The 24543-nt window shown below is 57.4% G+C and carries 22 protein-coding genes; 16 read left to right on the forward strand and 6 right to left on the reverse strand.

What is annotated here, in order from left to right; translation table 11 throughout:
- Positions 1 to 85: 85 nt before the first annotated feature.
- From edd to TU86_RS06260, 4 genes are read left to right on the forward strand one after another with little or no spacing between them, the layout of a single operon-like run.
- Complete coding sequence (gene edd, locus TU86_RS06245) at positions 86 to 1912, forward strand: phosphogluconate dehydratase (RefSeq protein ID WP_048363429.1); 1827 nt, start codon at positions 86 to 88, stop codon at positions 1910 to 1912.
- Entirely contained in the window at positions 1909 to 2874 is a 966-nt protein-coding gene (locus TU86_RS06250) for a glucokinase (RefSeq protein WP_048363430.1), read from the forward strand. The genes edd and TU86_RS06250 overlap by 4 nt, the downstream gene beginning before the upstream one ends.
- Before the next feature lie 50 nt (positions 2875 to 2924).
- The gene (locus tag TU86_RS06255) at positions 2925 to 3662 is read left to right on the forward strand and encodes a response regulator (protein ID WP_048363431.1); all 738 of its coding nucleotides are present in this window, start codon (positions 2925 to 2927) and stop codon (positions 3660 to 3662) included.
- Positions 3652 to 5112 (forward strand): ATP-binding protein, encoded by a 1461-nt coding sequence (locus TU86_RS06260; RefSeq protein WP_048363432.1) that lies wholly within the window; start codon positions 3652 to 3654, stop codon positions 5110 to 5112. Before TU86_RS06255 ends, TU86_RS06260 begins: the two co-directional genes overlap by 11 nt.
- A 19-nt stretch (positions 5113 to 5131) precedes the next feature.
- On the opposite strand, the gene TU86_RS06265 is transcribed toward TU86_RS06260, so the two are convergent.
- Positions 5132 to 5788: an AP2 domain-containing protein gene (locus TU86_RS06265; RefSeq protein ID WP_048363433.1), complete on the reverse strand. Its 657-nt coding sequence runs from the start codon at positions 5786 to 5788 to the stop codon at positions 5132 to 5134.
- Between the two features lie 346 nt (positions 5789 to 6134).
- Here TU86_RS06265 and TU86_RS06270 point away from each other — a divergent pair, with 346 nt between their 5' ends.
- The 6 genes from TU86_RS06270 (at position 6135) to TU86_RS06295 (ending at position 12795) form a co-directional block, all read left to right on the forward strand.
- A complete protein-coding gene (locus TU86_RS06270) occupies positions 6135 to 7412 on the forward strand; it encodes an ABC transporter substrate-binding protein (protein WP_048363434.1) in 1278 nt (425 codons plus the stop codon).
- Positions 7413 to 7509: 97 nt separating this feature from the next.
- Positions 7510 to 8418 carry a carbohydrate ABC transporter permease gene (locus tag TU86_RS06275; RefSeq protein WP_048363435.1) on the forward strand — a complete coding sequence of 303 codons (909 nt, stop codon included), beginning with the start codon at positions 7510 to 7512 and terminating at the stop codon, positions 8416 to 8418.
- Positions 8411 to 9247, forward strand: coding sequence for a carbohydrate ABC transporter permease (locus tag TU86_RS06280; RefSeq protein WP_048363436.1), 837 nt, complete (start codon positions 8411 to 8413; stop codon positions 9245 to 9247). Before TU86_RS06275 ends, TU86_RS06280 begins: the two co-directional genes overlap by 8 nt.
- Before the next feature lie 3 nt (positions 9248 to 9250).
- A complete protein-coding gene (locus TU86_RS06285) occupies positions 9251 to 10411 on the forward strand; it encodes an ABC transporter ATP-binding protein (protein WP_048363437.1) in 1161 nt (386 codons plus the stop codon).
- 85 nt (positions 10412 to 10496) lie between these two features.
- Complete coding sequence (locus tag TU86_RS06290; RefSeq protein WP_048363438.1) at positions 10497 to 11834, forward strand: carbohydrate porin; 1338 nt, start codon at positions 10497 to 10499, stop codon at positions 11832 to 11834.
- Positions 11835 to 11931: 97 nt separating this feature from the next.
- The gene (locus TU86_RS06295; RefSeq protein WP_048363439.1) at positions 11932 to 12795 is read left to right on the forward strand and encodes a D-hexose-6-phosphate mutarotase; all 864 of its coding nucleotides are present in this window, start codon (positions 11932 to 11934) and stop codon (positions 12793 to 12795) included.
- A gap of 49 nt (positions 12796 to 12844) precedes the next feature.
- Here TU86_RS06295 and TU86_RS06300 read toward each other — a convergent pair whose 3' ends face one another.
- Complete coding sequence (locus TU86_RS06300; RefSeq protein ID WP_173426974.1) at positions 12845 to 13705, reverse strand: MurR/RpiR family transcriptional regulator; 861 nt, start codon at positions 13703 to 13705, stop codon at positions 12845 to 12847.
- A gap of 207 nt (positions 13706 to 13912) precedes the next feature.
- Between TU86_RS06300 and zwf the strand changes: the two genes are divergently transcribed.
- The 3 genes from zwf to TU86_RS06315 are packed head-to-tail and all read left to right on the forward strand — an operon-like array spanning position 13913 to position 16765.
- On the forward strand, positions 13913 to 15382 hold the full coding sequence (zwf, locus tag TU86_RS06305; protein ID WP_048363441.1) for a glucose-6-phosphate dehydrogenase: 1470 nt from the start codon (positions 13913 to 13915) through the stop codon (positions 15380 to 15382).
- Complete coding sequence (gene pgl, locus TU86_RS06310; RefSeq protein ID WP_048363442.1) at positions 15369 to 16082, forward strand: 6-phosphogluconolactonase; 714 nt, start codon at positions 15369 to 15371, stop codon at positions 16080 to 16082. The genes zwf and pgl overlap by 14 nt, the downstream gene beginning before the upstream one ends.
- A gap of 17 nt (positions 16083 to 16099) precedes the next feature.
- Positions 16100 to 16765, forward strand: coding sequence for a bifunctional 4-hydroxy-2-oxoglutarate aldolase/2-dehydro-3-deoxy-phosphogluconate aldolase (locus tag TU86_RS06315; protein WP_048363443.1), 666 nt, complete (start codon positions 16100 to 16102; stop codon positions 16763 to 16765).
- A gap of 130 nt (positions 16766 to 16895) precedes the next feature.
- Here TU86_RS06315 and TU86_RS06320 read toward each other — a convergent pair whose 3' ends face one another.
- The gene (locus TU86_RS06320; protein ID WP_048363444.1) at positions 16896 to 18083 is read right to left on the reverse strand and encodes an aminotransferase class V-fold PLP-dependent enzyme; all 1188 of its coding nucleotides are present in this window, start codon (positions 18081 to 18083) and stop codon (positions 16896 to 16898) included.
- Between the two features lie 13 nt (positions 18084 to 18096).
- Complete coding sequence (locus TU86_RS06325) at positions 18097 to 18333, reverse strand: DUF3820 family protein (RefSeq protein WP_019693207.1); 237 nt, start codon at positions 18331 to 18333, stop codon at positions 18097 to 18099.
- A gap of 208 nt (positions 18334 to 18541) precedes the next feature.
- Here TU86_RS06325 and TU86_RS06330 point away from each other — a divergent pair, with 208 nt between their 5' ends.
- Entirely contained in the window at positions 18542 to 19009 is a 468-nt protein-coding gene (locus tag TU86_RS06330) for a ferritin-like domain-containing protein (RefSeq protein ID WP_048363445.1), read from the forward strand.
- 56 nt (positions 19010 to 19065) lie between these two features.
- Here the strand turns inward: TU86_RS06330 and TU86_RS06335 are convergent, their stop codons facing one another.
- Together TU86_RS06335 and TU86_RS06340 are read right to left on the reverse strand one after the other, a co-directional pair.
- Positions 19066 to 19536, reverse strand: coding sequence for a MaoC family dehydratase (locus tag TU86_RS06335; protein ID WP_047277033.1), 471 nt, complete (start codon positions 19534 to 19536; stop codon positions 19066 to 19068).
- A 74-nt stretch (positions 19537 to 19610) separates the two neighbouring features.
- A complete protein-coding gene (locus TU86_RS06340) occupies positions 19611 to 20555 on the reverse strand; it encodes an alpha/beta hydrolase (RefSeq protein ID WP_048363446.1) in 945 nt (314 codons plus the stop codon).
- Between the two features lie 209 nt (positions 20556 to 20764).
- Between TU86_RS06340 and fadD2 the strand changes: the two genes are divergently transcribed.
- Together fadD2 and fadD1 are read left to right on the forward strand one after the other, a co-directional pair.
- Positions 20765 to 22453 carry a long-chain-fatty-acid--CoA ligase FadD2 gene (gene fadD2, locus TU86_RS06345; protein ID WP_048363447.1) on the forward strand — a complete coding sequence of 563 codons (1689 nt, stop codon included), beginning with the start codon at positions 20765 to 20767 and terminating at the stop codon, positions 22451 to 22453.
- A 350-nt stretch (positions 22454 to 22803) separates the two neighbouring features.
- Positions 22804 to 24495: a long-chain-fatty-acid--CoA ligase FadD1 gene (gene fadD1, locus TU86_RS06350; protein WP_048363448.1), complete on the forward strand. Its 1692-nt coding sequence runs from the start codon at positions 22804 to 22806 to the stop codon at positions 24493 to 24495.
- Positions 24496 to 24543: the final 48 nt, after the last annotated feature.

Below are 24543 nucleotides of genomic sequence, written 5' to 3' on the forward strand. Positions count from 1 at the left end.
CAAATGATCGAAGTTGCGTGTCTGGCCCTTCGATCAGCATAGGACACGCACAGGTCGCCACATCCGTTAGCCTGGAGTTCAACACATGCATCCCCGCGTTCTTGAAGTCACCGAGCGTCTTATTGCCCGCAGTCGAGCTACCCGTGAGGCATACCTGACGCTCATTCGCGGCGCCGCCAGTGACGGCCCGCAACGCGGCAAGCTGCAATGTGCCAACTTCGCCCACGGCGTGGCCGGATGTGGCACTGACGATAAAAACAACCTGCGCTTGATGAATGCCGCCAACGTGGCAATTGTTTCGTCTTATAACGACATGCTCTCGGCGCATCAGCCTTACGAGCACTTTCCCGAGCAAATCAAGCAAGCCCTGCGTGAAATGGGCTCGGTCGGGCAATTCGCCGGTGGCACGCCAGCCATGTGCGATGGCGTGACGCAAGGCGAGGCGGGCATGGAACTCAGCTTGCTGAGCCGTGAGGTAATTGCTTTGTCGACCGCTGTGGCACTGTCGCACAACATGTTCGATGCCGCGCTGATGCTGGGCATTTGCGACAAAATCGTACCGGGGCTGCTGATGGGCGCGTTGCGCTTTGGTCATCTGCCGACGATTTTTGTACCGGGCGGACCCATGCCATCGGGTATTTCCAACAAAGAAAAAGCCGATGTGCGCCAGCGCTACGCCGAAGGCAAAGCCAGCCGCGAAGAACTGCTCGAATCCGAGATGAAGTCCTATCACAGCCCCGGCACCTGTACCTTCTACGGCACTGCCAACACCAACCAACTGCTGATGGAAGTGATGGGCTTGCACTTGCCAGGTGCCTCTTTCGTTAATCCTTACACGCCATTGCGCGATGCCCTGACCCGCGAGGCGGCTCATCAGGTGACGCGTCTGACCAAACAAAGCGGCAACTTCATCCCGCTGGGTGAAATTGTGGATGAGCGCTCGCTGGTCAATTCCATCGTCGCCTTGCACGCCACGGGTGGCTCGACCAACCACACGCTGCACATGCCCGCGATTGCGCAAGCGGCAGGTATTCAATTGACCTGGCAAGACATGGCCGACTTGTCCGAGGTGGTGCCGACCTTGTCCCACGTTTATCCAAACGGCAAAGCCGACATCAACCACTTTCAGGCGGCAGGCGGTATGTCGTTCCTGATTCGTGAGCTGCTCGACGCTGGCTTGCTGCATGAAGACGTCAATACCGTGGCCGGTCGCGGCCTGAGCCGTTATACCCGCGAGCCGTTCTTGGTGGACGGTGAGTTGGTATGGCGTGAAGGCCCGATTGAAAGCCTCGATGAAAGTATCCTGCGCCCGGTGGCCCGTGCATTTTCGCCCGAAGGCGGGTTGCGGGTGATGGAGGGCAACTTGGGGCGCGGGGTGATGAAAGTCTCGGCGGTTGCACCTGAGCATCAAATCGTCGAAGCCCCGGCCCGGGTCTTTCAGGATCAGCAGCAACTGGCCGATGCGTTCAAGGCTGGGGAGCTGGAGCACGACTTTGTAGCGGTGATGCGCTTTCAGGGGCCGCGCTCCAACGGTATGCCTGAACTGCACAAGATGACGCCCTTTCTGGGTGTGTTGCAGGACCGTGGCTTCAAAGTGGCGTTGATTACTGACGGGCGCATGTCGGGTGCTTCCGGCAAAATCCCGGCGGCGATTCACGTCAGCCCCGAGGCGGCCATCGGCGGCGCACTGGCGCGGGTGCAGGATGGCGACATGATTCGTGTCGACGGCGTCAAAGGCACGTTGCAACTGTTGGTGGATGAGGCAGAATTCGCCGCACGCACCCCGGCCGTCGGCACCTTGAGCAACGCGGTGGGCACCGGGCGTGAGTTGTTTGCGTTTATGCGCCAGGCCTTCAGTTCGGCTGAACAGGGCGCCAGCACCTTCACCTCGTCTCTGGAAAACCTCAAATGAAGTTAGCTTTGGTCGGTGACATTGGCGGCACCAATGCGCGGTTTGCATTGTGGGAAAACGACCAGTTGCGTTCAGTCAGTGTGTTGGCCACTGCCGACTTTGCGTGCCCCGAAGACGCGATTACGGTCTATCTGCACGGGTTGGGCCTGCCATTAGGGGCTGTGGGTGCGGTGTGCCTGTCGGTCGCGGGGCCGGTGAGTGGCGATGAGTTTCGCTTCACCAACAATCACTGGCGCCTGAGCCGCGTGGCGTTTTGCCGAACGCTTGAGGTTGATCGCCTGCTGTTGATCAACGATTTCAGTGCGATGGCGCTCGGCATGACGCGCTTGCAGCCTGAGGATGTGCGTCAGGTGTGTGCCGGTGTCGCTGAGCCGACGCGCCCTGCTGTGGTGATCGGCCCTGGTACCGGTCTTGGCGTCGGCACTTTGCTCAATCTGGGCGAAGGGCATTGGATGGCCTTGCCGGGGGAGGGCGGCCACGTCGACTTGCCCATGAGTAACCCGCGCGAAGTCCAGTTATGGCAGCACATCTACAACGAAATCGGGCATGTCAGCGCGGAGTCGGTGTTGAGTGGTAGCGGCTTGGCGCGTGTTTATCGTGCTATTTGCGCGGTGGAGGGTCACACACCGGTACTCGACAGCGATCGCGCCATCACGGCCGCAGCGCTGGCGGGTGATCCAGTCGCGCGTCAAGTGCTGGAGCAGTTCAGTTGCTGGTTGGGACGCGTGGCGGGCAATAACGTCTTGACCCTGGGCGGGCGCGGCGGCGTGTACATCGTGGGTGGCGTGATCCCGCGTTTTGCCGATCTGTTTCTGGCCAGCGGTTTTGCCCGAAGCTTTGCCGATAAAGGCTGCATGAGCGATTACCTTAATGGCATTCCGGTGTGGCTGGTGACGGCGCCGTATCCGGGCTTGATGGGCGCAGGCGTGGCATTGCAACAAGCATTTGGCCAGGAGGCGTAATCCGTCTACGGTTGTTTGTTTGATCGATAAAAACAATAAGGAACGCCACTGTGAGTGCTCTGGGCAAATCCATTTTGCTGGTCGACGACGATCAGGAAATCCGCGAACTGCTTGATCTCTATCTCACCCGGGCGGGGTTTCAGGTGCGCACCGTGGGTGAGGGAGCGGGGTTTCGGCAGGCACTGGAACAGGCCCCCAGCGACTTATTGATCCTGGATGTGATGCTGCCCGACGAGGACGGTTTCAGCTTGTGCCGTTGGGTCAGGCAACATCCGCGCTGTGCCCAGACGCCCATCATCATGCTCACTGCCAGCTCCGACGAAACCGACCGGATTCTGGGGCTTGAATGGGGGGCAGACGACTACCTCGGCAAGCCCTTCAGCCCGCGTGAATTGCAAGCGCGGATCAAGGCGTTATTGCGGCGTGCGCAGTTTGCCAGTGTCAGCCCGGAGGGCGGCAACCCGATTATGATGTTTGACGCGTGGCGCCTGAACACCGTGTCCCACAGGCTGTTCCATGCCGATGGCGAAGAAGTGATTCTGTCGGGCGCCGACTTTGCGCTGCTCAAGCTGTTTCTCGATCATCCGCAACAAATTCTGGACCGCGACACCATCGGCAATGCCACGCGCGGACGTGACCTGATGCCGCTGGACCGCATCGTCGACATGGCCGTCAGCCGTTTGCGCCAACGCCTGCGTGACACCGAAAAACCGTCACGGCTGATTCGTACCGTGCGCGGCAGCGGTTATCAATTGGCGGCCGAGGTCAGCCACGGGCATGACCATTAAGCGGTTGCGCAAAGTGCGTGTGCCCCGTTCGTTGCTGGGGCGCATGTTGCTGCTCACGTTGCTGGCCATCTTGCTGGCGCAAACGTTATCCAGCGTGATCTGGCTCTCACAATTGCGCGCCACGCAACTTGAGGGGCTGGTGACCAGTGCCCGCAGCCTGGCGCACTCGATGAATGCCACGGTCAGTTACTTGCGTTCCCTGCCGTTGGCCTATCGACCGTTGGTACTCGATCAAATGCGCAGCATGGGCGGTACGCGGTTTGTCGTAAGCCTCAATGAGCGCCCCCTGGAGATGCAGGTATTGCCCAGCACGCAGCGCAAGGAAGCTGTGATCCGTGCAGTGGATCAGGTCCTGCGTAAATCGTTGGGGCCGGATGTCGACATGTCGGTCAAGTTCGTCAGCCCCCAAGACCTGCGTATTTTCAACGCAGGGCTAAAACTCGATGAACTGCCACGCTCCTGGGCGCACTTTGCCTTGACCCTCGAACCTGTCAACCCGCCGGTGCTGGTGACGCAAATCCAGATGGCGCCCGGTGAATGGCTGTACATCGCTTCACTGCTGCCACAGCCCTATACCAGCCTGGAAGAAGAAGGGCTGCCGGCCATGCAACTGTGGTTCATTGCGCTGAGCAGTGTTTTTTTGCTGCTTTCCATCGGTTTGCTGGTGCACTGGCAAAGCCGCCCGCTCAAGCGGTTGGCGCGGGCTGCGCGGGATTTGTCGTTGGGTGAGGAAGAGGTTGAACCCATCGAAATCGGCGGTGGCAGTGAGGTGGTGGAAGTCGCACGGGCGTTCAATACCATGCGTGCGCGCATCAGTCGCTACCTGACGGAGCGCAGCCAACTGTTCAGTGCTATTTCCCATGATCTGCGCACGCCCATCACCCGTTTGCGTCTGCGGGTTGAGTTGCTTGAAGACGAGCAGTTGCAACATAAGTTCGGTCGCGATCTGGATGAGTTGGAGCTGTTGGTCAAAGGCGCACTGCAATGTGTAAAAGACACCGATATTCACGAAAACATCGAGCCGGTGAACCTGAATCTGCTGCTCGACTGTTTGATTGAACCTTACGTGCTCCCACACGGTAATGGCCGGGTGACACTCACCGGGCGGGCACACTGGCCCTATGCAGGCAAGTCGCTGGCGCTGCGCCGATGCATGGGCAACGTGATAGACAACGCGCTCAAATACGGCCACAACGCGCATTTACTGATCGAAGATGACGCGCACGCGTTTGTGCTGCACGTAGACGATGAAGGGCCTGGGGTGCCCGAGCAGCGGCTGGAGCAAGTGTTTGAGCCGCATTTCCGGCTCTCAGGGCAACAGCAGGGTTATGGTCTGGGGTTGGGGATCGCGCGCAATATTGCGCATAGCCACGGCGGCGAGGTCAGTTTGCAAAACCTGCGCCGTGGCGGCTTGCGGGTGACCTTGTTTTTACCGCGCGTGGTGGAATGAGTGACCGGTGTGCGCCTCATCAGTGGGTATTTTCTTTACTGTTGGCCGCCAAGTGCCGGCTGATCGACAAGCTGGCCTGTTCGGCGCTAATGGGCAGTAGCGGCTCCAGAAACGGGTTGGGCGATGGCTCGACGCTGGGTTCGGGCGCCTTTTTAATCATGGCGGCTTTGATGCGGTTTTCACGCACGCGCGCACTGGTTTGACTGAAGTGCTGTTGTAACTTTTCCATGGCCACTTCATACGGTTCGTTGCACAACGTTAATTGGCGTTCGCGTTCTTGTAGCGCCATGAGTTTGGCCTGTTCGTCGCCGTAGCGATCAATGCGAAAACTCTTGCTCAAGTTGTAGCCATGAATACGCGTGGTCGCTCGCCAGTACTCGATGTTGTTTGATTGGATCCGATAAACCCCCGGATGGCCGCTGGTGTTATGGGGCATCAGGCGCTGGCGGTGTTCGTAGCTAAAGGACAGGGGCATTTTCAGCACCCACTGATTACGCACGCGTTCGGCCGCCAGTAATGCGGCTTCTTCGCTGCCATATTCACTGATCTCAAAAACTTGAATATGCACTTTGCCAGAGCGCTGAATATCCACTTTCCACGCGTATATCTCTCCGTTTTGATGTTTGAGGGGGTAAATGAAGTGTTGATTGGGCAGGAAAGGATTGCATTTGGACATGGCGTGTATCTCCTGATGGGCGTCGGCATCCGTTCATAAGTTGTAACGATGTTCAACAGATTCGCTGAAGTAATTTGCGTGTACAACGTGGGAAAACGACTTAGGGATGCGTCCTACAGGTAATGCGGAAATTGCTTTACAGGTTTGATAGCAAGAATTCTGTGATGTATCCGATTTCACCACTTGCAGGAGAATGAATAGTGCTGGCGAAAACCGTGGACGTTTTGTCACTGAGTGGTGACAAATGAGCGTCTTTTCGTTACATGAGCCTCCCGACAGGTGGGTAGACTCTTTGTAAGCGCAAGCAACAGACTTGCTCAGTCATAACAACAAGAAAGGTCCTTCGATGAATGCATTCAACCGCCTCGCCCTTGTTATTTCCCTCGCTTCGCTACTTCCCCTCAATGCCTATGCAGCCGACCCCCAAGGCAATGTTGAAGTGGTGCATTGGTGGACGTCGGGCGGCGAAGCTAAAGCTGTCGATGTCCTTAAAAAACTGATCGAAAAAGACGGTTACACCTGGCAAGACAGTGCAGTGGCAGGCGGCGGCGGTGCTGCGGCCATGACCGTGCTTAAAACCCGTGCGGTGTCCGGTAACCCGCCTTCGGCTGCGCAGATCAAAGGGCCGGACATTCAGGACTGGGCCGCACTGGGCCTGCTGACCAACGTGGATGAGGTCGCCAAGAGTAACAACTGGGACAAATTGCTGCCCAAGACGGTGTCTGACACCATGAAGTTCGATGGCCATTATGTGGCCGTACCGGTGAACATCCATCGCGTGAACTGGTTGTGGATCAACCCGCAAGCGTTCAAAAAAGCCGGTATCGACAAAGCCCCGACCACCCTCGACGAACTCTATGCCGCAGGTGACAAGCTCAAGGCCGCAGGTTTCATTCCGTTGGCCCACGGCGGGCAGCCGTGGCAAGACAGCACGGTCTTTGAGGACATGGTGCTGAGCATCATGGGCCCGCAAGGCTACAAAAAAGTGTTTGTCGAAAACGATGAGGCCACCTTGACCGGCCCGCACATGACTGAGGTGTTTACTCAGTTGAAAAAGCTTCAGGGCTACATGGACCCCGATGGCAGTGGTCAGGACTGGAACCTGGAAGCCGCCAAAGTCATCAACGGCAAAGCGGGCATGCAGATCATGGGTGACTGGGCGAAAAGTGAATGGACCGCGGCGGGTAAAAAAGCCGGCACTGATTATGAGTGCGTGCCATTTCCGGGCACTCAAGGCAGCTTCACCTACAACATCGACTCGCTGGCGATGTTCAAACTGGCCAAAAAGAACGACACCCCCGGCAACAATGCCGCGCGTGACGATTTAGCCAAAGTCGCGCTGGAACCTGAGTTCCAGTACGTGTTCAACCAGAACAAAGGCTCGATTCCGGTTCGCAATGACCTGGACATGAGCACGTTCGACAGCTGCGCACAAGCGTCCGCCAAAGACTTTGCTGCGGCAGGTGAGAAAGGTCAGTTGCCAAGCATGGCGCACAACATGGCCACTTCTCTGGCCGTTCAGGGCGCGATTTTTGACGTGGTGACCAACTTCATGAGCGACAAAAATGCCGACCCGGCCAAAGCCGGCAAGCAACTGGCCTCGGCGATCAAGTCTGCCCGGTGATTGTCTGATACCCGCCGCGCTCGCGCGGCTCCTTTAATTTCGGATCGTCCGGCATTTGCGCAAGCGAATGCCGACACACCCTTGCGGGAGAATTTCGATGAGCGCTGTGGCTGTGTTCCACAAAGCCTCGCCGTTTGACGCGTTGCAACGCTGGTTGCCCAAGTTGGTATTGGCACCCAGCATGTTGATCGTGTTGGTTGGCTTTTATGGCTACATCTTTTGGACCTTCCTGCTTTCGTTTACCAACTCCAGCTTCATGCCCAGCTACACATGGGTGGGTTTGCAGCAATACGCACGCCTGATGGAAAACGATCGCTGGTGGGTGGCGAGTAAAAACCTGGCCGTGTTTGGCGGCATGTTTATCGCGATCAGCCTGGTGATTGGCGTGTTCCTGGCGGTGCTGCTCGATCAGCGTATTCGCAAGGAAGGCTTCATTCGCACCATTTACCTGTACCCGATGGCGCTGTCGATGATCGTCACCGGTACGGCCTGGAAGTGGTTGCTCAACCCCGGGCTGGGGCTGGACAAAATGCTGCGTGACTGGGGCTGGGAAGGGTTTCGGTTTGACTGGCTGCTGGACCAGGATCGCGTGGTCTACTGCCTGGTCATTGCGGCTGTGTGGCAGGCCTCGGGGTTTGTCATGGCCATGTTCCTGGCCGGGTTGCGCGGGGTGGACCAGTCGATTATTCGTGCCGCTCAGGTGGACGGCGCGAGCTTGCCGACCATTTATTTGCGCATTGTCTTGCCGAGCCTGCGCCCGGTGTTTTTCAGCGCGTTCATGATTCTGGCGCACATCGCCATCAAGAGCTTTGACCTGGTGTCGGCGATGACCGCAGGCGGGCCGGGCTACTCGTCTGACTTGCCTGCCATGTTCATGTATTCGTTTACCTTCAGCCGTGGGCAAATGGGCGTTGGCTCGGCCAGCGCCATCATGATGCTGGGGGCGATTCTGGCGATTCTTGTGCCTTATCTGTACTCCGAGCTGAGGAATAAACGCCATGATTAACGCACAGCGTTTGACCTTCAGTCGTTTGGCCATCTACGCCACATTGATCCTGGCGGCGGCGGTGTATCTGGTGCCGTTGGTGGTGATGTTGCTCACCAGCTTCAAAAGCCCGGAAGACATTCGCACCGGTAACCTGCTGAGTTGGCCGCAAGTGATTGATGGCATTGGCTGGATCAAGGCGTGGGACACGGTGGGCGGGTACTTCTGGAACTCGGTCAAAATTACGATCCCTGCCGTGCTGATCTCCACCTTCATCGGTGCCATGAATGGCTACGTACTGTCGATGTGGCGCTTTCGCGGCTCGCAGCTGTTTTTCGGTCTGCTGTTGTTCGGCTGCTTCCTGCCCTTCCAGACGGTCTTGCTGCCTGCCTCGTTCACCATCGGCAAGCTGGGGCTGGCCAACACCACCACCGGCCTGGTGCTGGTGCACGTGGTGTACGGGCTGGCGTTCACCACGCTGTTTTTCCGCAACTACTACGTCAGCATCCCGGATGCGCTGGTCAAGGCTGCGCGGCTCGACGGCGCAGGGTTCTTCACGATCTTCGGGCGCATTCTGCTGCCCATGTCGGTGCCCATCATCATGGTGTGCCTGATCTGGCAGTTCACTCAAATCTGGAATGACTTTCTGTTCGGCGTGGTGTTTGCCAGTGGCGACGCGCAGCCCATCACCGTGGCGCTCAATAACCTGGTCAACACCAGCACCGGCGCCAAGGAATACAACGTCGACATGGCCGCGGCCATGATTGCCGGGCTGCCGACACTGCTGGTCTACATTTTTGCGGGCAAGTATTTCCTGCGCGGGCTGACGTCCGGCGCGGTCAAGGGGTAAGGCATGGCAACGCTCGAATTACGCAACGTCAACAAAACCTACGGCAAAGGTTTGCCCGACACGCTGAAAAACATTGAACTGAAAATCAACGACGGCGAGTTTCTGATTCTGGTCGGGCCTTCGGGCTGCGGTAAATCCACCTTAATGAACTGCATCGCCGGGCTTGAAAGCATCAGCGGTGGTTCGATTCTGGTGGACGACGCTGACATCAGCGGCATGAGCCCCAAGGATCGCGACATCGCCATGGTGTTTCAGTCCTACGCGCTGTACCCGACCATGAACGTGCGGGACAACATCGCGTTTGGCCTCAAGATCCGCAAGATGAGCACCGCCGCCATTGATGAAGAGGTGGCGCGGGTGGCCAAGCTGCTGCAAATCGAACACCTGCTCACGCGCAAGCCGGGGCAGTTGTCGGGTGGCCAGCAGCAGCGGGTGGCGATGGGCAGGGCGCTGGCGAGGCGGCCGAAGATTTATCTGTTTGATGAACCGCTGTCCAACCTCGACGCCAAATTGCGGGTCGAGATGCGCACCGAAATGAAGTTGATGCACCAGCGCCTGAAGACCACCACGGTTTATGTCACCCACGATCAGATCGAAGCCATGACCCTGGGCGACAAAGTGGCGGTGATGAAAGACGGGATCATTCAGCAGTTCGGGACGCCGAAGCAGATCTACAACGATCCGGCCAATTTGTTTGTCGCCAGTTTTATCGGGTCGCCACCGATGAACTTCATCCCGCTGCGTTTGCAGCGCCAGGAAGGACGCCTGCTGGCGCTGCTCGACAGTGGTCAGGCGCGTTGTGAGTTGCCGTTAGGCGTGCGCGACGAGGGCCTTGAAGAGCGTGACGTGATCATCGGCATCCGCGCCGAACAAATCGTGCTGGCGAGCCCTGAGCCGAACGGGTTGCCGACCCTTCGTGCCGAAGTTCAGGTGGTGGAGCCCACCGGCCCGGACACGCTGGTGTTTGTGAACCTCAATGGCAGCAAAGTGTGCTGCCGTCTGGCTCCGGATGACGCGCCTCACGTGGGCGAAAGTCTCAATTTGCAGTTCGATCCTGCGAAAGTGCTACTGTTTGATGCAAACACAGGCGAGCGTCTGGGTGCGATGAGTTCGCCCCAGGCCCAGAGCCGGGCGGATAACGTGGCGCACTTCAAGGGTCGTTGATTCTGTACAGGGAGCCTGTTTTGAGGTGCTCTTTGAGCGGTGCCGCGTTAAACAAAGCCAATAAAAAACAACGAGGATCCAAGGGATGAACAACAGAATGACCCGCACCCGTCTGGCTTGCCAGCTGTCGGCTATTGTTGCGTTAGGACTGGGGGCAAGCAGTGTCTATGCCGACGACGCTTTCAGCGCTGATTCGAAATGGATGACCGGCGACTGGGGCGGTGAACGGACCAGGCTGATCGAGCAGGGCATCGACATCAAGGCCGATTACGTCGGTGAAATGGGTGCCAACCTGCACGGGGGTTACAACAACGACAAGACGGCGCGCTACAGCGACCAGTTCGGTCTGGGCGTGGCGCTCGACCTGCAAAAGCTGTGGGGCTGGGATAACACCCAGGCCAAAATCCAGCTCACCAACCGTAATGGCCAGAACATCTCCAACGACCGCGTGGGCGATCCGCGTGCGGGCACCCTGAGTTCCTCCCAGGAAGTCTACGGCCGTGGGCACATGGTGCGTTTGACCCAATTGTGGATCCAGCATCAGTTCCTCGACGGCAAGCTGGACGTCAAGGCCGGTTACTTCGGCGAAGGCGAAGACTTCAACACGTTCCCCTGCGAGTTCCAGAACCTGGCGTTCTGTGGTTCTCAGGTGGGCAACTGGGCCACCAACATCTGGTACAACTGGCCGGTCAGCCAGGCGGCACTGCGGGTGAAGTACAACATCACCCCCGAGCTTTATGCACAGATCGGCGCGTACAACCAGAACCCGTCGCAGCTTGAGCACGGCAACGGCTTCAAGCTCAGTGGTAGCGGCACCAAGGGCACGGTGCTGCCGGTAGAACTGGTGTGGTCGCCGAAGGTCAACGATCTGCCGGGCGAATACCGTGTCGGCTACTACAAAAGCACGGCGCCTGCCGATGACGTGAGTGTCGACATCACCAGCACCGGCAAAGACTACCGTGTACGTGACAGCAAGCACGGTTACTGGTTCGTGGTGCAGCAGCAACTCACCACGCACAACGGTGATGCATCGCGCGGCTTGCATATCGCCGCCAACGCCACCTTCCACGACAAGGCCACCAATATCGTCGACAACTACCAGTCGCTGATGTTGGTGTACAAAGGTCCGTTCGACGCCCGCCCCAAAGATGACATCGGCATCGGTGCCGCCCGTATTCACGTCAACGATGATGTGAAGAAAAGCGCCGAGCTGATCAACGCCTCGATCGGTGTCACCGACTACAGCGACGCGTCGTACTCGCCGTTGCGCTCCACCGAGTACAACTACGAACTCAACTATGGCTTCCACGTGACCAACTGGCTGACAGTGCGTCCAAACTTGCAGTACATCGCGCACCCAGGTGGTGTGGACAAGGTTGATAACGCATGGGTGGCCGGTCTGAAAATTCAGTCGACGTTCTAAGTGCGCTAAGCTCCTTGCTTTTCTAGCGGGTAGCCCGGGCTATCCGCTTTTTTTCGGGTCGGCACTACCCGACGCATGATTTTCAGGATTGCGGCACATGCACGAGCATCCGCTTCATCGATTTTTTAAATTCAAACGAGAACAGCCGATCTTCCAATGGGAGCGCTTTCAGCAGCGTGACGTGTTGGTGATTAACCATCCGCATTGCCAGGCGGTGTTCAGCCGTCAAGGTGCGCAACTGTTGCACTTCAAGCCAACCGGGCAAAAACCGTGGCTGTGGTGCGCCGAGAAGTGGCCGCAGGTGGGTGCCATTCGGGGCGGGGTGCCGATTTGCTGGCCCTGGTATGGCCGTCATCCGAGCGAGAATGCGTGGCCGTCTCATGGCTGGGCACGGTTGATTGACTGGAAGCTGCTGGACAGTCAAACAGATGAAGAGGGCGTGAGCCTGCACTGGCGTTTAACGCTGTGCGATTGGCAGGTGGATTTGCATGCGCGCTTGGGCGAAAGCATGGAGTTGCGCCTCAGTACCGAGCATCAGGACGACGAGCCCTGCCAAATGAGTCAGGCGCTGCGCGCTTATTGGCGTATTGGTGATGTTGCCGAGGTAGCGCTGTCTGGGCTGGATGGCGTGATCGGTTATGACCAACTGAACCGCGAAGCTTGCGAGCAAAAAGGCGAGTTGCGGGTGGACGGCGGTTGTCAGCGGGTGTTCCAGCATGACGGTGAAATGCAGCTCAACGATCACGCCTGGCACCGGGCCTTGAGTATTGATACGGGAGACAACGCCAACACCGTGGTCTGGCATCCCGGCAGACGGCCGTTGCTGGGCGTCAGTTGGAGTGAGGTGATGGGGTTTGTGTGTGTCGAGTCCACCAGCGGCAGCACCCGCCAGCAAAGCCTGGCCCCCGGCGAGCAAGCGCACTTGAGCCTGCACGCGCGGGCGGGGCTGTGCAGCGCCTGATCGTCGGTTTTGCGACGCTACGCCGCCGGACGCCGCTACACAGTGGGCACTATTGCAGCTCATCCCCCACGGGGTAACGGCTGGCGTTGAGGCTTTCCTTGATTTTGCGCAAGTGCGGCTGGAAGTCCACGCCACGGCGCAATGTCATGCCGGTGGCCAGCACATCCAGCACGGTGAGCTGGATGATGCGCGAGGTCATGGGCATGTAAATGTCCGTGTCTTCGGGCAGCGGGATATTCAGGCTCAATGTACTGGCCTTGGCCAGTGGCGAATTTTCGGCGGTCAGTCCCAATACCGAGGCGCCGTTGGCCCGTGCAATACGAGCCACTTCAACCAGTTCGCGGGTACGACCGGTGTAGGAAATAATCACAAACAACTCGCCCGTGTGAGCCACCGAGGCAATCATGCGCTGCATGAGTACGTCGGCATGCGCCGTGACGGCCAGGTTGAAGCGAAAGAACTTGTGCTGTGCATCCAGTGCTACGGGCGCTGAGGCACCCAGCCCGAAAAAGTGAATCTGCCGCGCTTGAATCAGCAAGTCCACGGCGCGGCTGATCAGGTTGGGGTCCAGCGCCTGGCAGGCACTGTCGAGCGAGGCGATGGCACTGCCGAAAATCTTTTGTGTGTAGGCCTCAGGGTTGTCGTCGGCTTCAACCGCGCGGCTGACATAGGCGGCGCCACTGGCCAGACTTTGCGCCAGTTGCAGTTTGAGCTCCGGGTAACCGCTGACACCAAACGAGCGGCAAAACCGGTTGACCGTCGGTTCACTGACCGACGCGGCCTGCGCCAGCGCCGCGATGCTGAAACGCGTCGCCTGCTGCGGGTTTTGCAGAATCACTTCGGCCACTTTACGCTCGGCTTTGTTCAGCTCTTCGAGGCGGCCTTTGATTTGTTCAAGTAAATTTCGCACGCGGTCCATTTATGTTCCTTGGGGCGTCGATGCAAGAGCCTGGCTGTAATGCGGCTCTGGAAGGTGGCCTATCCTACTGATGGCCCGATACGACCACTAGTAGCAATCTGTATTTAGAGAAAATGTTGTGTTTATTACTACATTTCTCCTTGAGTGATGCCTTGAAAAAAGGTATTTGTAGCTTAACTTGATAAAAGAACCAACATCATGTCTTCGATTACGGTTGAACCGTGCACCTTTGCCTTGTTTGGCGCCTTGGGCGATCTGGCACTGCGCAAATTGTTCCCTGCTTTATATCAACTGGATCGCGCCGGTCTGCTGCATGACGACACGCGCATTCTGGCACTGGCTCGCGAGCCGGGCGATGCACGCACGCACCTGGCCCATATCGACAGCCAACTGCGGCAGTACGTCGGCGACAAGGAAATCGAAGACGCAGCACTCAACCGCTTTGTGGCCCGCCTGAGCTACCTGCATGTCGACTTTCTCAAGGCTGAAGACTACCTCGCGTTGGCAGAACAGGCCGGGACGGCACAACGCCTGATCGCCTATTTCGCCACGCCTGCGGCGGTGTACGGGGCCATTTGCGAAAACCTGTCAAAGGTCGGCCTGACGGACAACGCCCGTGTGGTGCTCGAAAAGCCCATCGGTTCGGACCTCGAGTCCTCGCGCAAGGTGAACGACGCCGTGGCGCAGTTCTTCCCTGAGACGCGCATTTACCGCATCGACCACTACCTGGGCAAAGACACCGTACAAAACCTGATTGCGCTGCGTTTTGCCAACAGCCTGTTTGAAACCCAGTGGAACCAGCGCTACATCTCCCACGTAGAAATCACCGTGGCCGAGAAAGTCGGCATTGAAGGGCGCTGGGGTTATTTCGACAAGGCTGGCCAACTGCGCGACATGATTCAAAACCACCTGTTGCAGCTCTTGTGCCTGATTGCGATGGACCCGCCTGCGGACCTCTCGGCCGACAGCATCCGCGACGAGAAGGTCAAGGTGCTCAAGGCGCTGGCGCCCATTACGGCCGAAGGCTTGACCACACAAGTGGTGCGCGGCCAGTACATTGCGGGCTACAGCGAAGGGCAGTCGGTGCCGGGTTATCTGGAGGAAGAAAACTCCAACACCCAGAGCGACACCGAAACCTTCGTCGCCCTGCGTGCCGACATTCGCAACTGGCGTTGGGCGGGCGTGCCGTTTTACCTGCGCACCGGCAAACGCATGCCGCAGAAGCTGTCGCAGATCGTCATTCACTTCAAAGAGCCTTCGCACTACATCTTTGCCCCCGAGCAGCGTCTGCAAATCGGCAACAAGCTGATCATTCGTCTGCAACCGGACGAAGGCATTTCCTTGCGGGTGATGACCAAAGACCAAGGTTTGGACAAGGGCATGCAGCTACGCAGCGGCCCGTTGCAGTTGAATTTTTCTGACACTTATCGCAGCTCGCGGGTGCCGGATGCCTACGAGCGTCTGTTGCTCGAAGTGATGCGCGGTAATCAGAACCTGTTTGTACGCAAAGATGAAATTGAAGCGGCATGGACCTGGTGCGACCAGTTGATCGCGGGCTGGAAGAAGTCGGGCGATGCGCCCAAGCCTTACGCGGCGGGGTCCTGGGGGCCGATGAGTTCCATTGCATTGATTACGCGAGACGGGAGGTCCTGGTATGGCGATATCTGATTTGAAACTGCCTGCGGGTGTAACGGCGCACACGTTCAACGCACCAGCGGTGCTGGCTGAGGCGTTGGCTAAAACGGTCGCCGGGCAACTGAATGACGCGATCACTGCACAGGGTGTTGCCACCTTGGTGGTGTCGGGCGGTCGCAGTCCGGTGGCGTTTTTTCAGCGCCTGATCGAGCAGCCTGTCGATTGGTCCAAGGTGGTGGTCAGCCTGGCAGATGAGCGCTGGGTGCCAGTGGAGCATGCCGACAGCAATGCCGGACTGCTCAAGCAGCATTTGCTTAAAGGCCCGGCAGCCAAAGCGCGTTTTGTGGGGTTGTACAACGTTGCCCCCACACTGGAGGCGGCAGCCGAACAGGCTGACCGCCAGTTGGCCGAATTACCGCCAATCGACGTGCTGATTCTGGGCATGGGCGATGACGGGCATACCGCCTCGCTGTTCCCTGCCAGCCCGAACCTCAAGCAAGCCCTGGACCTTGATAACCCGCGTCGTTGCTGGCCGATGCTGGCGCCGACGGTACCGCATCAGCGTCTGAGCATGAGCCGCCACCTGTTGAGCACTGCAAAGCACACGGTGCTGTCGGTACAGGGGCAGGCCAAATTGAACACTCTTACCGATGCGTTGGCGGGCGATGATGTTGCTGCTTTGCCGATTCGTGCCTTTTTGCAACCTACGTTAGAGATTTACTGGTGCCCATGAGCCAAGGATCAGCTGCCATGAAAATAACCACCCCGAACGTATCGATGGCCGAGAAAGTCGCCCTGATCGACGCGCTGTGTGCCAAGGCTCGTATTTTGCCGGTGATCACCATCGCCCGTAAGCAGGACATCCTGCCGCTGGCGGATGCGTTGGCTGCCGGTGGCCTCAATGCCCTTGAGGTCACTTTGCGCTCGGAGTTTGGTCTGGAAGCGATTCGCGTGCTGCGTGATCAGCGACCGGAGCTGATGACCGGTGCAGGCACTATTCTGGATCGCCACATGCTGGCGGCGGCAGAAGAAGCCGGCTCGCAGTTTATCGTCACGCCCGGTATTACCCGCGACTTGCTAGAGGCCAGCGTTGCCAGCGACATTCCGCTGTTGCCGGGCATCAGCAACGCGTCGGGGATCATGGAAGGTTATGGCTTGGGCTATCGCCGTTTTAAATTGTTTCCGGCTGAAGTCAGCGGCGGAGTGGCGGCCATCAAGGCGCTGGGCGGTCCGTTTGGCGAGGTGAAATTCTGCCCGACAGGCGGCGTCAGTCCGGCCAACATCCGCAGCTACATGGCGTTGAAAAACGTAATGTGTGTGGGCGGTAGCTGGATGCTAGACAGCGAATGGATCAAAAACGGTGACTGGGCGCGCATTCAGGAATGCACGGCCGAGGCATTGGCGCTGCTGGATTGAGTGTTTTGTAACAGGTTTGTTGTGTGATCTACGGTTTTTGGTGCGCTTGGTCGGCGCACCTTTTTTTTGCCTGCTTTTTACGTGCGGTACCAAAGCCCTCACCAACCCTAGCGCGGTGGGTGAGGGGATTCTAGCCTTGCGCCAGCTCGCGCAACGCCCGGATCAACTGGTTGATGTCATCCAGCGTGGTGGCAAAACCCACGGTAATACGGATGCAACTGCCACAGGCAGACCCCTCACGCGCCACCGTGAACAGGTTGTAGTCCTTGAGCAGGCGCTCGACCATCGGCTGTTGGTCGTCCACATGGGTAAAGCGCAGCGAAGTGATGGCGCCGTTCAGTCGCGGGTCGTCTGGCGTCAGCACTTCAATGCCAGGCAGTTTGCGCGCTTCAGCCACCCACAGGTTGCGCAAATACGTGAGCCGTGCCCCCTTGGCTTTCGCCCCGCCCAGATCAATGTGCTCTTGCAACACTTTGGGCAAGGTCAGCCAGGCTGCAATGTTGGCGGTGCCGTAAGGCGAGCGGTTACGGATGTCGGGTTCGGGATAACGCTGGTTGCCCATGTCCGGCGCAATGTCGGCCAAGCGCTGCGGGTCGATGTACATAAAACCCAGCGTCAACGGGGCGCCGATCCATTTGTGCAGGTTGTAACCTGCAAACGCCACACCCATCGCAGGCAGGTCAAAGTCGATTTGTCCCAGTGCATGGGCGCCATCGAGTATCACGTCAACCCCGTGCGCACTGGCCAGTTCGACAATGGCCTGGACCGGCAACACCAGCCCGGTGCGATGGGTGACATGGGTCAATGCCATCAGTTTGATACGCGGGTGCTGGGCGAACGCCTGGCGATAGCTCTCCAGCAGGCTTTCATAGGTGGCGGGATGACGGTGGGTGATTTCGATCACTTCAAGCCCGCGCTGTTGTGCCACCCAGCGCATGGCGTACTCAACGCTGTGGTACTCCAGATCACAGATCAACAACTGATCGCCGGGCTGCAAGCCTTGGTAGTTGCGGATAAGCGATTGCAGGGCATCTGACGCGCAGTTGGTCAGTGCAATGCTGGCGTGATTGACCTTGAGCATGTCCGCAAGTTGATTACGAATGTCCAGGTTTTGCGTGTGATCGAAGCACTGGCGCACATGCACCGAGTTGCTGCGGTTAATAAACTCGATATTGCGCTGGTAATCCTGTGCGACCCCACGGGTCATGCGCCCGAAATAGCCGTTTTCCAGGTTGATGGGGCCGGGTGCCAGGTCGTAGCGCTGTGTAATGGCGTGCCAGAAGTGTTCGTCGCGGGCGTTGTCTTCAATCCTTGGCATGGGAGGTGCTCTATCAATGGCGAGGTTTGGGTTTTCCGTGTTTAGCGCGCAACGGGTCCAGCAGGTCTGACAGACCGTTGTGATCAATTTCTTGCATCAAGGCCAGCAGGCCGCCCAACTCGCCGTGTGGAAAGCCTTCACGCGCAAACCAGTTCAGGTACTGGCCGGGGAGGTCAGCAATGATCCGGCCTTTGTATTTGCCAAATGGCATTTCGCGGGTCACCAGCAGTTCGAGTTTTTCGGGGTTCATGCGCGAGCCTTCGAGTACGTGAAACGTGTAAATGGAAAATACAGGCATTCTGCATGCAGGCCAATTGACAGTTCATGCAAAAAAACCGGATACAGTTTTGTATGTTATTTTTAAGTTATTGTTCTATAAGGTATTTTTTTAAATTCTAAGCTGGCACGGGGCATGCACTCTCTATTGCACGATCCTCAACCTTGTAAGGAATTGAACAATGACTGACCTCAATAAAGAAGCCATTAGCGTCCTGAACGATCTGATCGAAACCAGCAAGGATGGCCAGGAAGGTTTCAAATCGTGCGCTGAAGACATCAAACACCCGGAACTCAAAGCACTGTTTGTAAAACGTTCGGCTGATTGCGCCACTGCTGCCGCTGAACTGCAAGCCCAGGTGCGCGCGTTGGGTGGGGATCCTGAAACCAGCACCAGCGTGGCCGGTGACTTGCACCGTCGTTGGGTGGATGTGAAATCTATCTTCACGGGCAAAGACGAAGAGGCGGTGCTCAATGAAGCTGAGCGCGGTGAAGACCATGCGCTGAAAGCTTACAGAGAGGCGCTGGAAAAAATTGCAAAACACAACCTGGTGGGGATCCGTGACCTGATAGAGCGCCAATACCACGGCGTACAACGCAATCACGATCAGGTTAAAGTGCTGCGCGATCAGGCCCGTGCTCGTTCTTGAGTGCTATCTGAATGCATGAAAAACGCCGGCTAGCCGGCGTTTTTCTATGCCCCGAATCAGCCAATGCTGATGGCTGGCAGTGTTGGCAACGTGACCGTTTGCTGTTTGCGCGGTGCCAGGATCTCGGCTTCGCCATCCACCACCAACTCGTCGCGCTGGTTAAACACGCGGGTCGCAATGCGTACGCGAAACTTGGGCAGCTTTTCGAGAATTTCCAAACGCACGGTCAAGGTATCGCCAATTTTTACCGGTTTTTGAAAGCTCATTTGCTGGCCGATATAGATGGTGCCCGGCCCCGGTAATTCACAGGCCACCGCGGCACTGATCAACGCACCACTGAACATGCCGTGCGCAATACGCTCTTTGAACATGGTGGCGGCGGCAAATTCAGGGTCCAGGTGTACCGGGTTGTGGTCGCCGGACATGGCCGCAAACAACTGAATGTCGCGCTCTTCGACGGTTTTGCTGTAGCTGGCCGTCTGGCCGACTTCGAGGGCTTCGTACGGGGTGTTGGTAACCTGGGTCATGTAGCGCATGTCCTGTGACGAGTGTTTAATTTCAAATGTTTGATTTTAAAGGCTTTAATAGTTTTTGTGACGACTCATTCGCTGCGTGCGGGCCGCGGGTGCATCAGGGCCTGGTTCAGCCAGGCGATCACATCGCTCGTGACAGCATCGCGATTGGTCTCATTAAAGAGTTCGTGCCGTGCCTGCGGGTAAACCTTCAATTGCACATGGCGGTTGCCCGCCTTGCGTAGCGCATTGGTCAGATCAGTGAGACGCTTGCCCTCACTGACCGGATCACATTCGCCGCCCATGACCAGTATTGGCAGGCTCGGATCGATCTGTGACAGGTTGGAGGCCTTGCTGATTTGCTGCAAGCCGCCCAGCAGATCAATCCAGAACTGATTGGTGCAGCGAAACCCGCAAAGTGGGTCAGCCGCATAGGCATCCACTTCGCCCGGATCGCGGCTCAGCCAGTCATAGGGCGTGCGGTTGGGTTTGAACGCTTTGTTAAAAGAGCCGAACGACAGCCACTCGATCAGGGCGCTGCGGCCTTTGGGGCCTTGGCGCCAACGTTCAACACGGGCAATCAGGCGCGCGGCCCGATACAACAGGACAGGTTGATAGTTTGAAGCGCTGAGTATCGCGCCGTGCACGCTGGCGCTGTGGTGCAGTAAATACGATTGGGCGATGTAACTGCCCATGCTGTGCCCCAGCAAAAAAACTGCAATGCCAGGGTGCGTCTGATTGATGTGCTGCTGCAGGTTGGCGACATCACTGACCACGGCGCACCAGCCCTCCTCATCGGCAAAGTAGCCCAAGGTGCCGCGTTCCGCCGTTTTGCCATGCCCGCGCTGATCGTGGGCATACAGCGCAAAGCCGGCCGCGCACAGGGCGTTACCGAGTCGTTCATAGCGGGCGCTGTGCTCAGCCATGCCATGTGCCATTAACACGATGGCTTTGGGCGTGCCAGCAGGCAGCCACCGTCTGACATACAGACTGCTGCGATCATTTGCATCCAGCCAAAAACTGTCAGAAGCCATGATGATTCCTTCGTCCTGAATCCTTGCAGTGTATAGCGCATTCGCAGTCTCACCAGCGAACACACCCGCTCGCAACAAAACGATTCAAGATGTAAATGGCGAAGATCGCTGTGTTTGCCTACAACTTGAGAACTGTTAACGTCCGCAGGTTCCGCTTTTGATTGCATGAAAGAGGCGGCCAGGCATGCTCAGGTAAGAGGATAAAAATAATGCAACCTGATTTCTGGAATGACAAACGTCCGGCCGGTGTACCGCTGGACATTGATATGACGGCCTTCAAGTCGGTCGTCGATGTGTTTGAACGCTCCTGCAAGAAATTTGCAGACCGGCCGGCCTTCAGCAATCTTGGCGTGACCCTGACGTACGCTGAACTTGAGCGTCACAGCGCGGCTTTTGCCGGCTACTTGCAACAGCACACCGACCTTAAACCAGGCGATCGCATTGCGGTGCAAATGCCCAATGTGTTGCAGTACCCGATTGCGGTGTTTGGTGCGCTGCGCGCGGGGCTGGTGGTGGTCAACACCAACCCGTTGTACACCTCGCGCGAAATGCGCCATCAGTTCAAAAGCGCGGGCATTCGTGCGCTGGTGTATCTGAATATGTTTGGCAAGCGCGTGCAGGAAGTGCTGGAAGACACCGACATCGACTTTCTGATTGAAGCCAAAATGGGCGACATGATGCCGGCCGTCAAAGGGTGGGTGACCAACCTGGTGGTCGATAAGGTCAAAAAACTGGTGCCGCCTTACAGTGTCCCCCGGGCCATTTCATTCAAGAGCGTCCTGCATCTGGGGGCGGGGCAATCCATCCAGCCGGTGACATCGACACTCGATGATATTGCCGTGCTGCAATACACCGGGGGCACCACAGGGCTGCCCAAAGGCGCGATGCTGACCCACGCCAACCTGGTCGCCAACATGCAGCAAGTGCGCGCCTGCCTGTCGCAGCATGACGCGCAGGGGCAGCCGATCCTGCGCGACGGTCGCGAGATCATGATTGCGCCGTTGCCGCTCTACCATATCTATGCATTCACAGCCAATTGCATGTGCATGATGGTGACGGGTAACCACAACGTACTGATCACCAACCCGCGTGACATCAAAGGTTTTATCAAAGAGCTGAAGAACTGGCGCTTTACCGCGTTTCTGGGGCTTAACACGCTGTTCGTAGCACTGATGGATCACCCGGACTTCAAGACGCTGGATTTCTCCGGGCTTAAAGTCACCAACTCGGGCGGCACGGCATTGGTCAAAGCCACGGCCGAACGTTGGGAAAAACTCACCGCTTGTCGCATCGTCGAGGGTTACGGCCTGACCGAAACTTCGCCGGTGGCCAGTGCCAACCCGTGTGGCTCTTTGGCGCGCCTGGGCACGGTCGGCATGCCTGTACCGGGCACGGCGATGAAGGTCATCAGCGATGAGGGTGTCGATTTGGGCCTGGGTGAACGGGGCGAGTTGTGCGTTAAAGGCCCCCAGGTGATGAAAGGTTACTGGCAAAACCCGCAGGCCACGACTGAAGTGCTGGATGCCGAAGGCTGGTTCAAGACCGGTGACGTGGCGGTGATTGATCCTGATGGCTTTGTGCGCATTGTCGACCGTAAAAAAGACCTGATCATCGTGTCGGGCTTCAACGTGTACCCCAATGAGATCGAAGACATCGTCATGGCCCACCCCAAGGTGGCGAACTGCGCGGTGATTGGCGTGCCGGATGACCGCACCGGTGAGGCGGTCAAACTTTTCGTGGTGGCGCGCGCCGGTGGCGTAACGGTCGAAGAACTCAAGGCCTACTGCAAAGACAACTTCACCGGCTACAAAGTACCCAAGCAAATTGTGCTGCGCGATTCACTGCCCATGACCCCTGTGGGCAAGATCCTGCGCCGCGAGTTGCGTGATAACGCCTGATTCGTTCAACCAGGCGACAAGCGCCCGCTTGCCTTGTGCCAGCGGGCGTTTTTATGGGTGTTTATAAAACTGGAATATCCGCGCGAATCGCCCTGCAAAGCCCGTAATAGAAGGCTTCGATACGATGTTGAGTTTTTATTCTAATGATGACTTAGGATTGTCCTACAGTCAGGTTGGTTACTTTGCAGGCCATCTTTGGCTCTAGGCGACCTTTGGCAAAGCTGCTACTCTCGGCGCGCTTTGTGACTTCTCGGTAAGTAAAAAGCCAGAGTTATCAATTATAAAAATCAAACAAATAATAACCGCATCAAATGCGGTGAAGAATTCGCGTCGCTGAGGAGTGGGCTTCCATGTTTGAAGGCTTTTGGAAGGATAAGTACCCAGCTGGGATTGCTGCTGAAATCAATCCAGACGAATACCCAAATATCCAGACGGTATTGCAACAATCTTGCCAGCGCTTCGCCGACAAACCGGCGTTCAGCAACCTGGGCAAAACCCTCACCTACGGTGAGCTTTACGCACTCTCGGGTGACTTTGCGGCCTACCTGCAACAGCACACCGACCTGCAACCCGGCGATCGCATCGCTGTCATGTTGCCCAATTTGCTGCAATACCCCGTCGCTGTGTTCGGAGCCATCCGCGCCGGTTTGATCGTGGTCAACACCAACCCGCTGTACACCGCGCGGGAAATGGAACACCAATTCAAAGACTCTGGCGCCAAGGCGCTGGTGTGTCTGGCGAACATGGCGCACCTGGCTGAAAAAGTCGTGCCGAAAACGTCGGTCAAACATGTATTCGTCACCGAAGTGGCTGACATGCTCTCGCCGTTCAAGCGTGTGCTGATCAATAGCGTCATCAAGTACGTGAAAAAGATGGTGCCGGCCTACCACATGCCTAATGCCATCAAGTTCAATGATGTACTGAGCAAAGGCCATGGTCAGCCGGTCAAGGAAGCCAATCCGCTGAGCAGTGATGTGGCCGTGTTGCAGTACACCGGCGGCACCACAGGCGTGGCCAAGGGAGCGATGCTGACCCACCGCAACCTGATCGCCAACATGCTGCAATGCAAAGCGTTGATGGGTTCCAACCTCAATGAAGGCTGTGAAATCCTGATCACGCCATTGCCGCTGTACCACATCTACGCGTTTACCTTTCACTGCATGGCCATGATGCTGATCGGTAACCATAACGTGTTGATCAGCAACCCGCGTGACCTGTCTGCGATGGTCAAAGAACTGTCGAAATGGAAATTCAGCGGCTTTGTCGGCCTTAACACGTTGTTTGTGGCGTTGTGCAATAACGAGGCGTTTCGCAAGCTCGATTTCTCGGCACTCAAGGTGACGTTGTCAGGCGGTATGGCTTTGCAACTGTCGGTGGCTGAGCGCTGGAAAGCGGTGACCGGTTGCCCGATTTGTGAAGGCTATGGCATGACCGAAACCAGCCCGGTGGCGTCGGTGAATCCGATCCAGAACATCCAGGCGGGCACTATCGGGATTCCGGTGCCGTCGACTTTGTGCAAAGTCATCAACGACGCCGGTGAAGAGTTACCATTGGGCGAAATTGGCGAGCTGTGCATTAAAGGCCCGCAAGTGATGAAGGGTTATTGGGAGCGTCCTGACGCCACCGACGAAATCATGGACAGCGATGGCTGGTTGAAGTCAGGCGATATCGCCGTCATTCAGCCCGATGGCTACATGCGCATCGTTGACCGCAAAAAAGACATGATTCTGGTCTCGGGCTTCAATGTGTACCCCAACGAGCTGGAAGACGTGATGGCCTCGTTGCCGGGCGTATTGCAATCGGCGGCGATCGGCATTCCGGATGAGAAAACCGGTGAACTGATCAAGGTGTTCATTGTGGTCAAGCCGGGCATGACGTTGACCAAGGATCAGGTCATGGCCCACATGCGCGCCAACCTGACGGCGTACAAAGCGCCAAAAATCGTTGAGTTCCGTGATGCCTTGCCGACCACCAACGTGGGCAAGATCTTGCGCCGCGAGTTACGTGATGAAGAGCTGAAAAAGCTCGGCCTGAAAAAGTAACGGCCCGTCTACAACAAAGCCCCGCAGTGCGGGGCTTTGTTGTTTTTG

It is taken from the genome of Pseudomonas weihenstephanensis, assembly GCF_001043055.1.
In the GTDB taxonomy this organism is placed as follows: domain Bacteria; phylum Pseudomonadota; class Gammaproteobacteria; order Pseudomonadales; family Pseudomonadaceae; genus Aquipseudomonas; species Aquipseudomonas weihenstephanensis.

Coding starts and splice junctions, on each gene's coding strand:
- edd (WP_048363429.1), top strand. CDS start 86: ATGCATCCCCGCGTTCTTGAAGTCACCGAGCGTCTTATTGCCCGCAGT.
- TU86_RS06250 (WP_048363430.1), top strand. CDS start 1,909: ATGAAGTTAGCTTTGGTCGGTGACATTGGCGGCACCAATGCGCGGTTT.
- TU86_RS06260 (WP_048363432.1), top strand. CDS start 3,652: ATGACCATTAAGCGGTTGCGCAAAGTGCGTGTGCCCCGTTCGTTGCTG.
- TU86_RS06265 (WP_048363433.1), bottom strand. CDS start 5,788: ATGTCCAAATGCAATCCTTTCCTGCCCAATCAACACTTCATTTACCCC.
- TU86_RS06270 (WP_048363434.1), top strand. CDS start 6,135: ATGAATGCATTCAACCGCCTCGCCCTTGTTATTTCCCTCGCTTCGCTA.
- TU86_RS06275 (WP_048363435.1), top strand. CDS start 7,510: ATGAGCGCTGTGGCTGTGTTCCACAAAGCCTCGCCGTTTGACGCGTTG.
- TU86_RS06280 (WP_048363436.1), top strand. CDS start 8,411: ATGATTAACGCACAGCGTTTGACCTTCAGTCGTTTGGCCATCTACGCC.
- TU86_RS06285 (WP_048363437.1), top strand. CDS start 9,251: ATGGCAACGCTCGAATTACGCAACGTCAACAAAACCTACGGCAAAGGT.
- TU86_RS06290 (WP_048363438.1), top strand. CDS start 10,497: ATGAACAACAGAATGACCCGCACCCGTCTGGCTTGCCAGCTGTCGGCT.
- TU86_RS06295 (WP_048363439.1), top strand. CDS start 11,932: ATGCACGAGCATCCGCTTCATCGATTTTTTAAATTCAAACGAGAACAG.
- zwf (WP_048363441.1), top strand. CDS start 13,913: ATGTCTTCGATTACGGTTGAACCGTGCACCTTTGCCTTGTTTGGCGCC.
- pgl (WP_048363442.1), top strand. CDS start 15,369: ATGGCGATATCTGATTTGAAACTGCCTGCGGGTGTAACGGCGCACACG.
- TU86_RS06315 (WP_048363443.1), top strand. CDS start 16,100: ATGAAAATAACCACCCCGAACGTATCGATGGCCGAGAAAGTCGCCCTG.
- TU86_RS06320 (WP_048363444.1), bottom strand. CDS start 18,083: ATGCCAAGGATTGAAGACAACGCCCGCGACGAACACTTCTGGCACGCC.
- TU86_RS06325 (WP_019693207.1), bottom strand. CDS start 18,333: ATGAACCCCGAAAAACTCGAACTGCTGGTGACCCGCGAAATGCCATTT.
- TU86_RS06330 (WP_048363445.1), top strand. CDS start 18,542: ATGACTGACCTCAATAAAGAAGCCATTAGCGTCCTGAACGATCTGATC.
- TU86_RS06335 (WP_047277033.1), bottom strand. CDS start 19,536: ATGACCCAGGTTACCAACACCCCGTACGAAGCCCTCGAAGTCGGCCAG.
- TU86_RS06340 (WP_048363446.1), bottom strand. CDS start 20,555: ATGGCTTCTGACAGTTTTTGGCTGGATGCAAATGATCGCAGCAGTCTG.
- fadD2 (WP_048363447.1), top strand. CDS start 20,765: ATGCAACCTGATTTCTGGAATGACAAACGTCCGGCCGGTGTACCGCTG.
- fadD1 (WP_048363448.1), top strand. CDS start 22,804: ATGTTTGAAGGCTTTTGGAAGGATAAGTACCCAGCTGGGATTGCTGCT.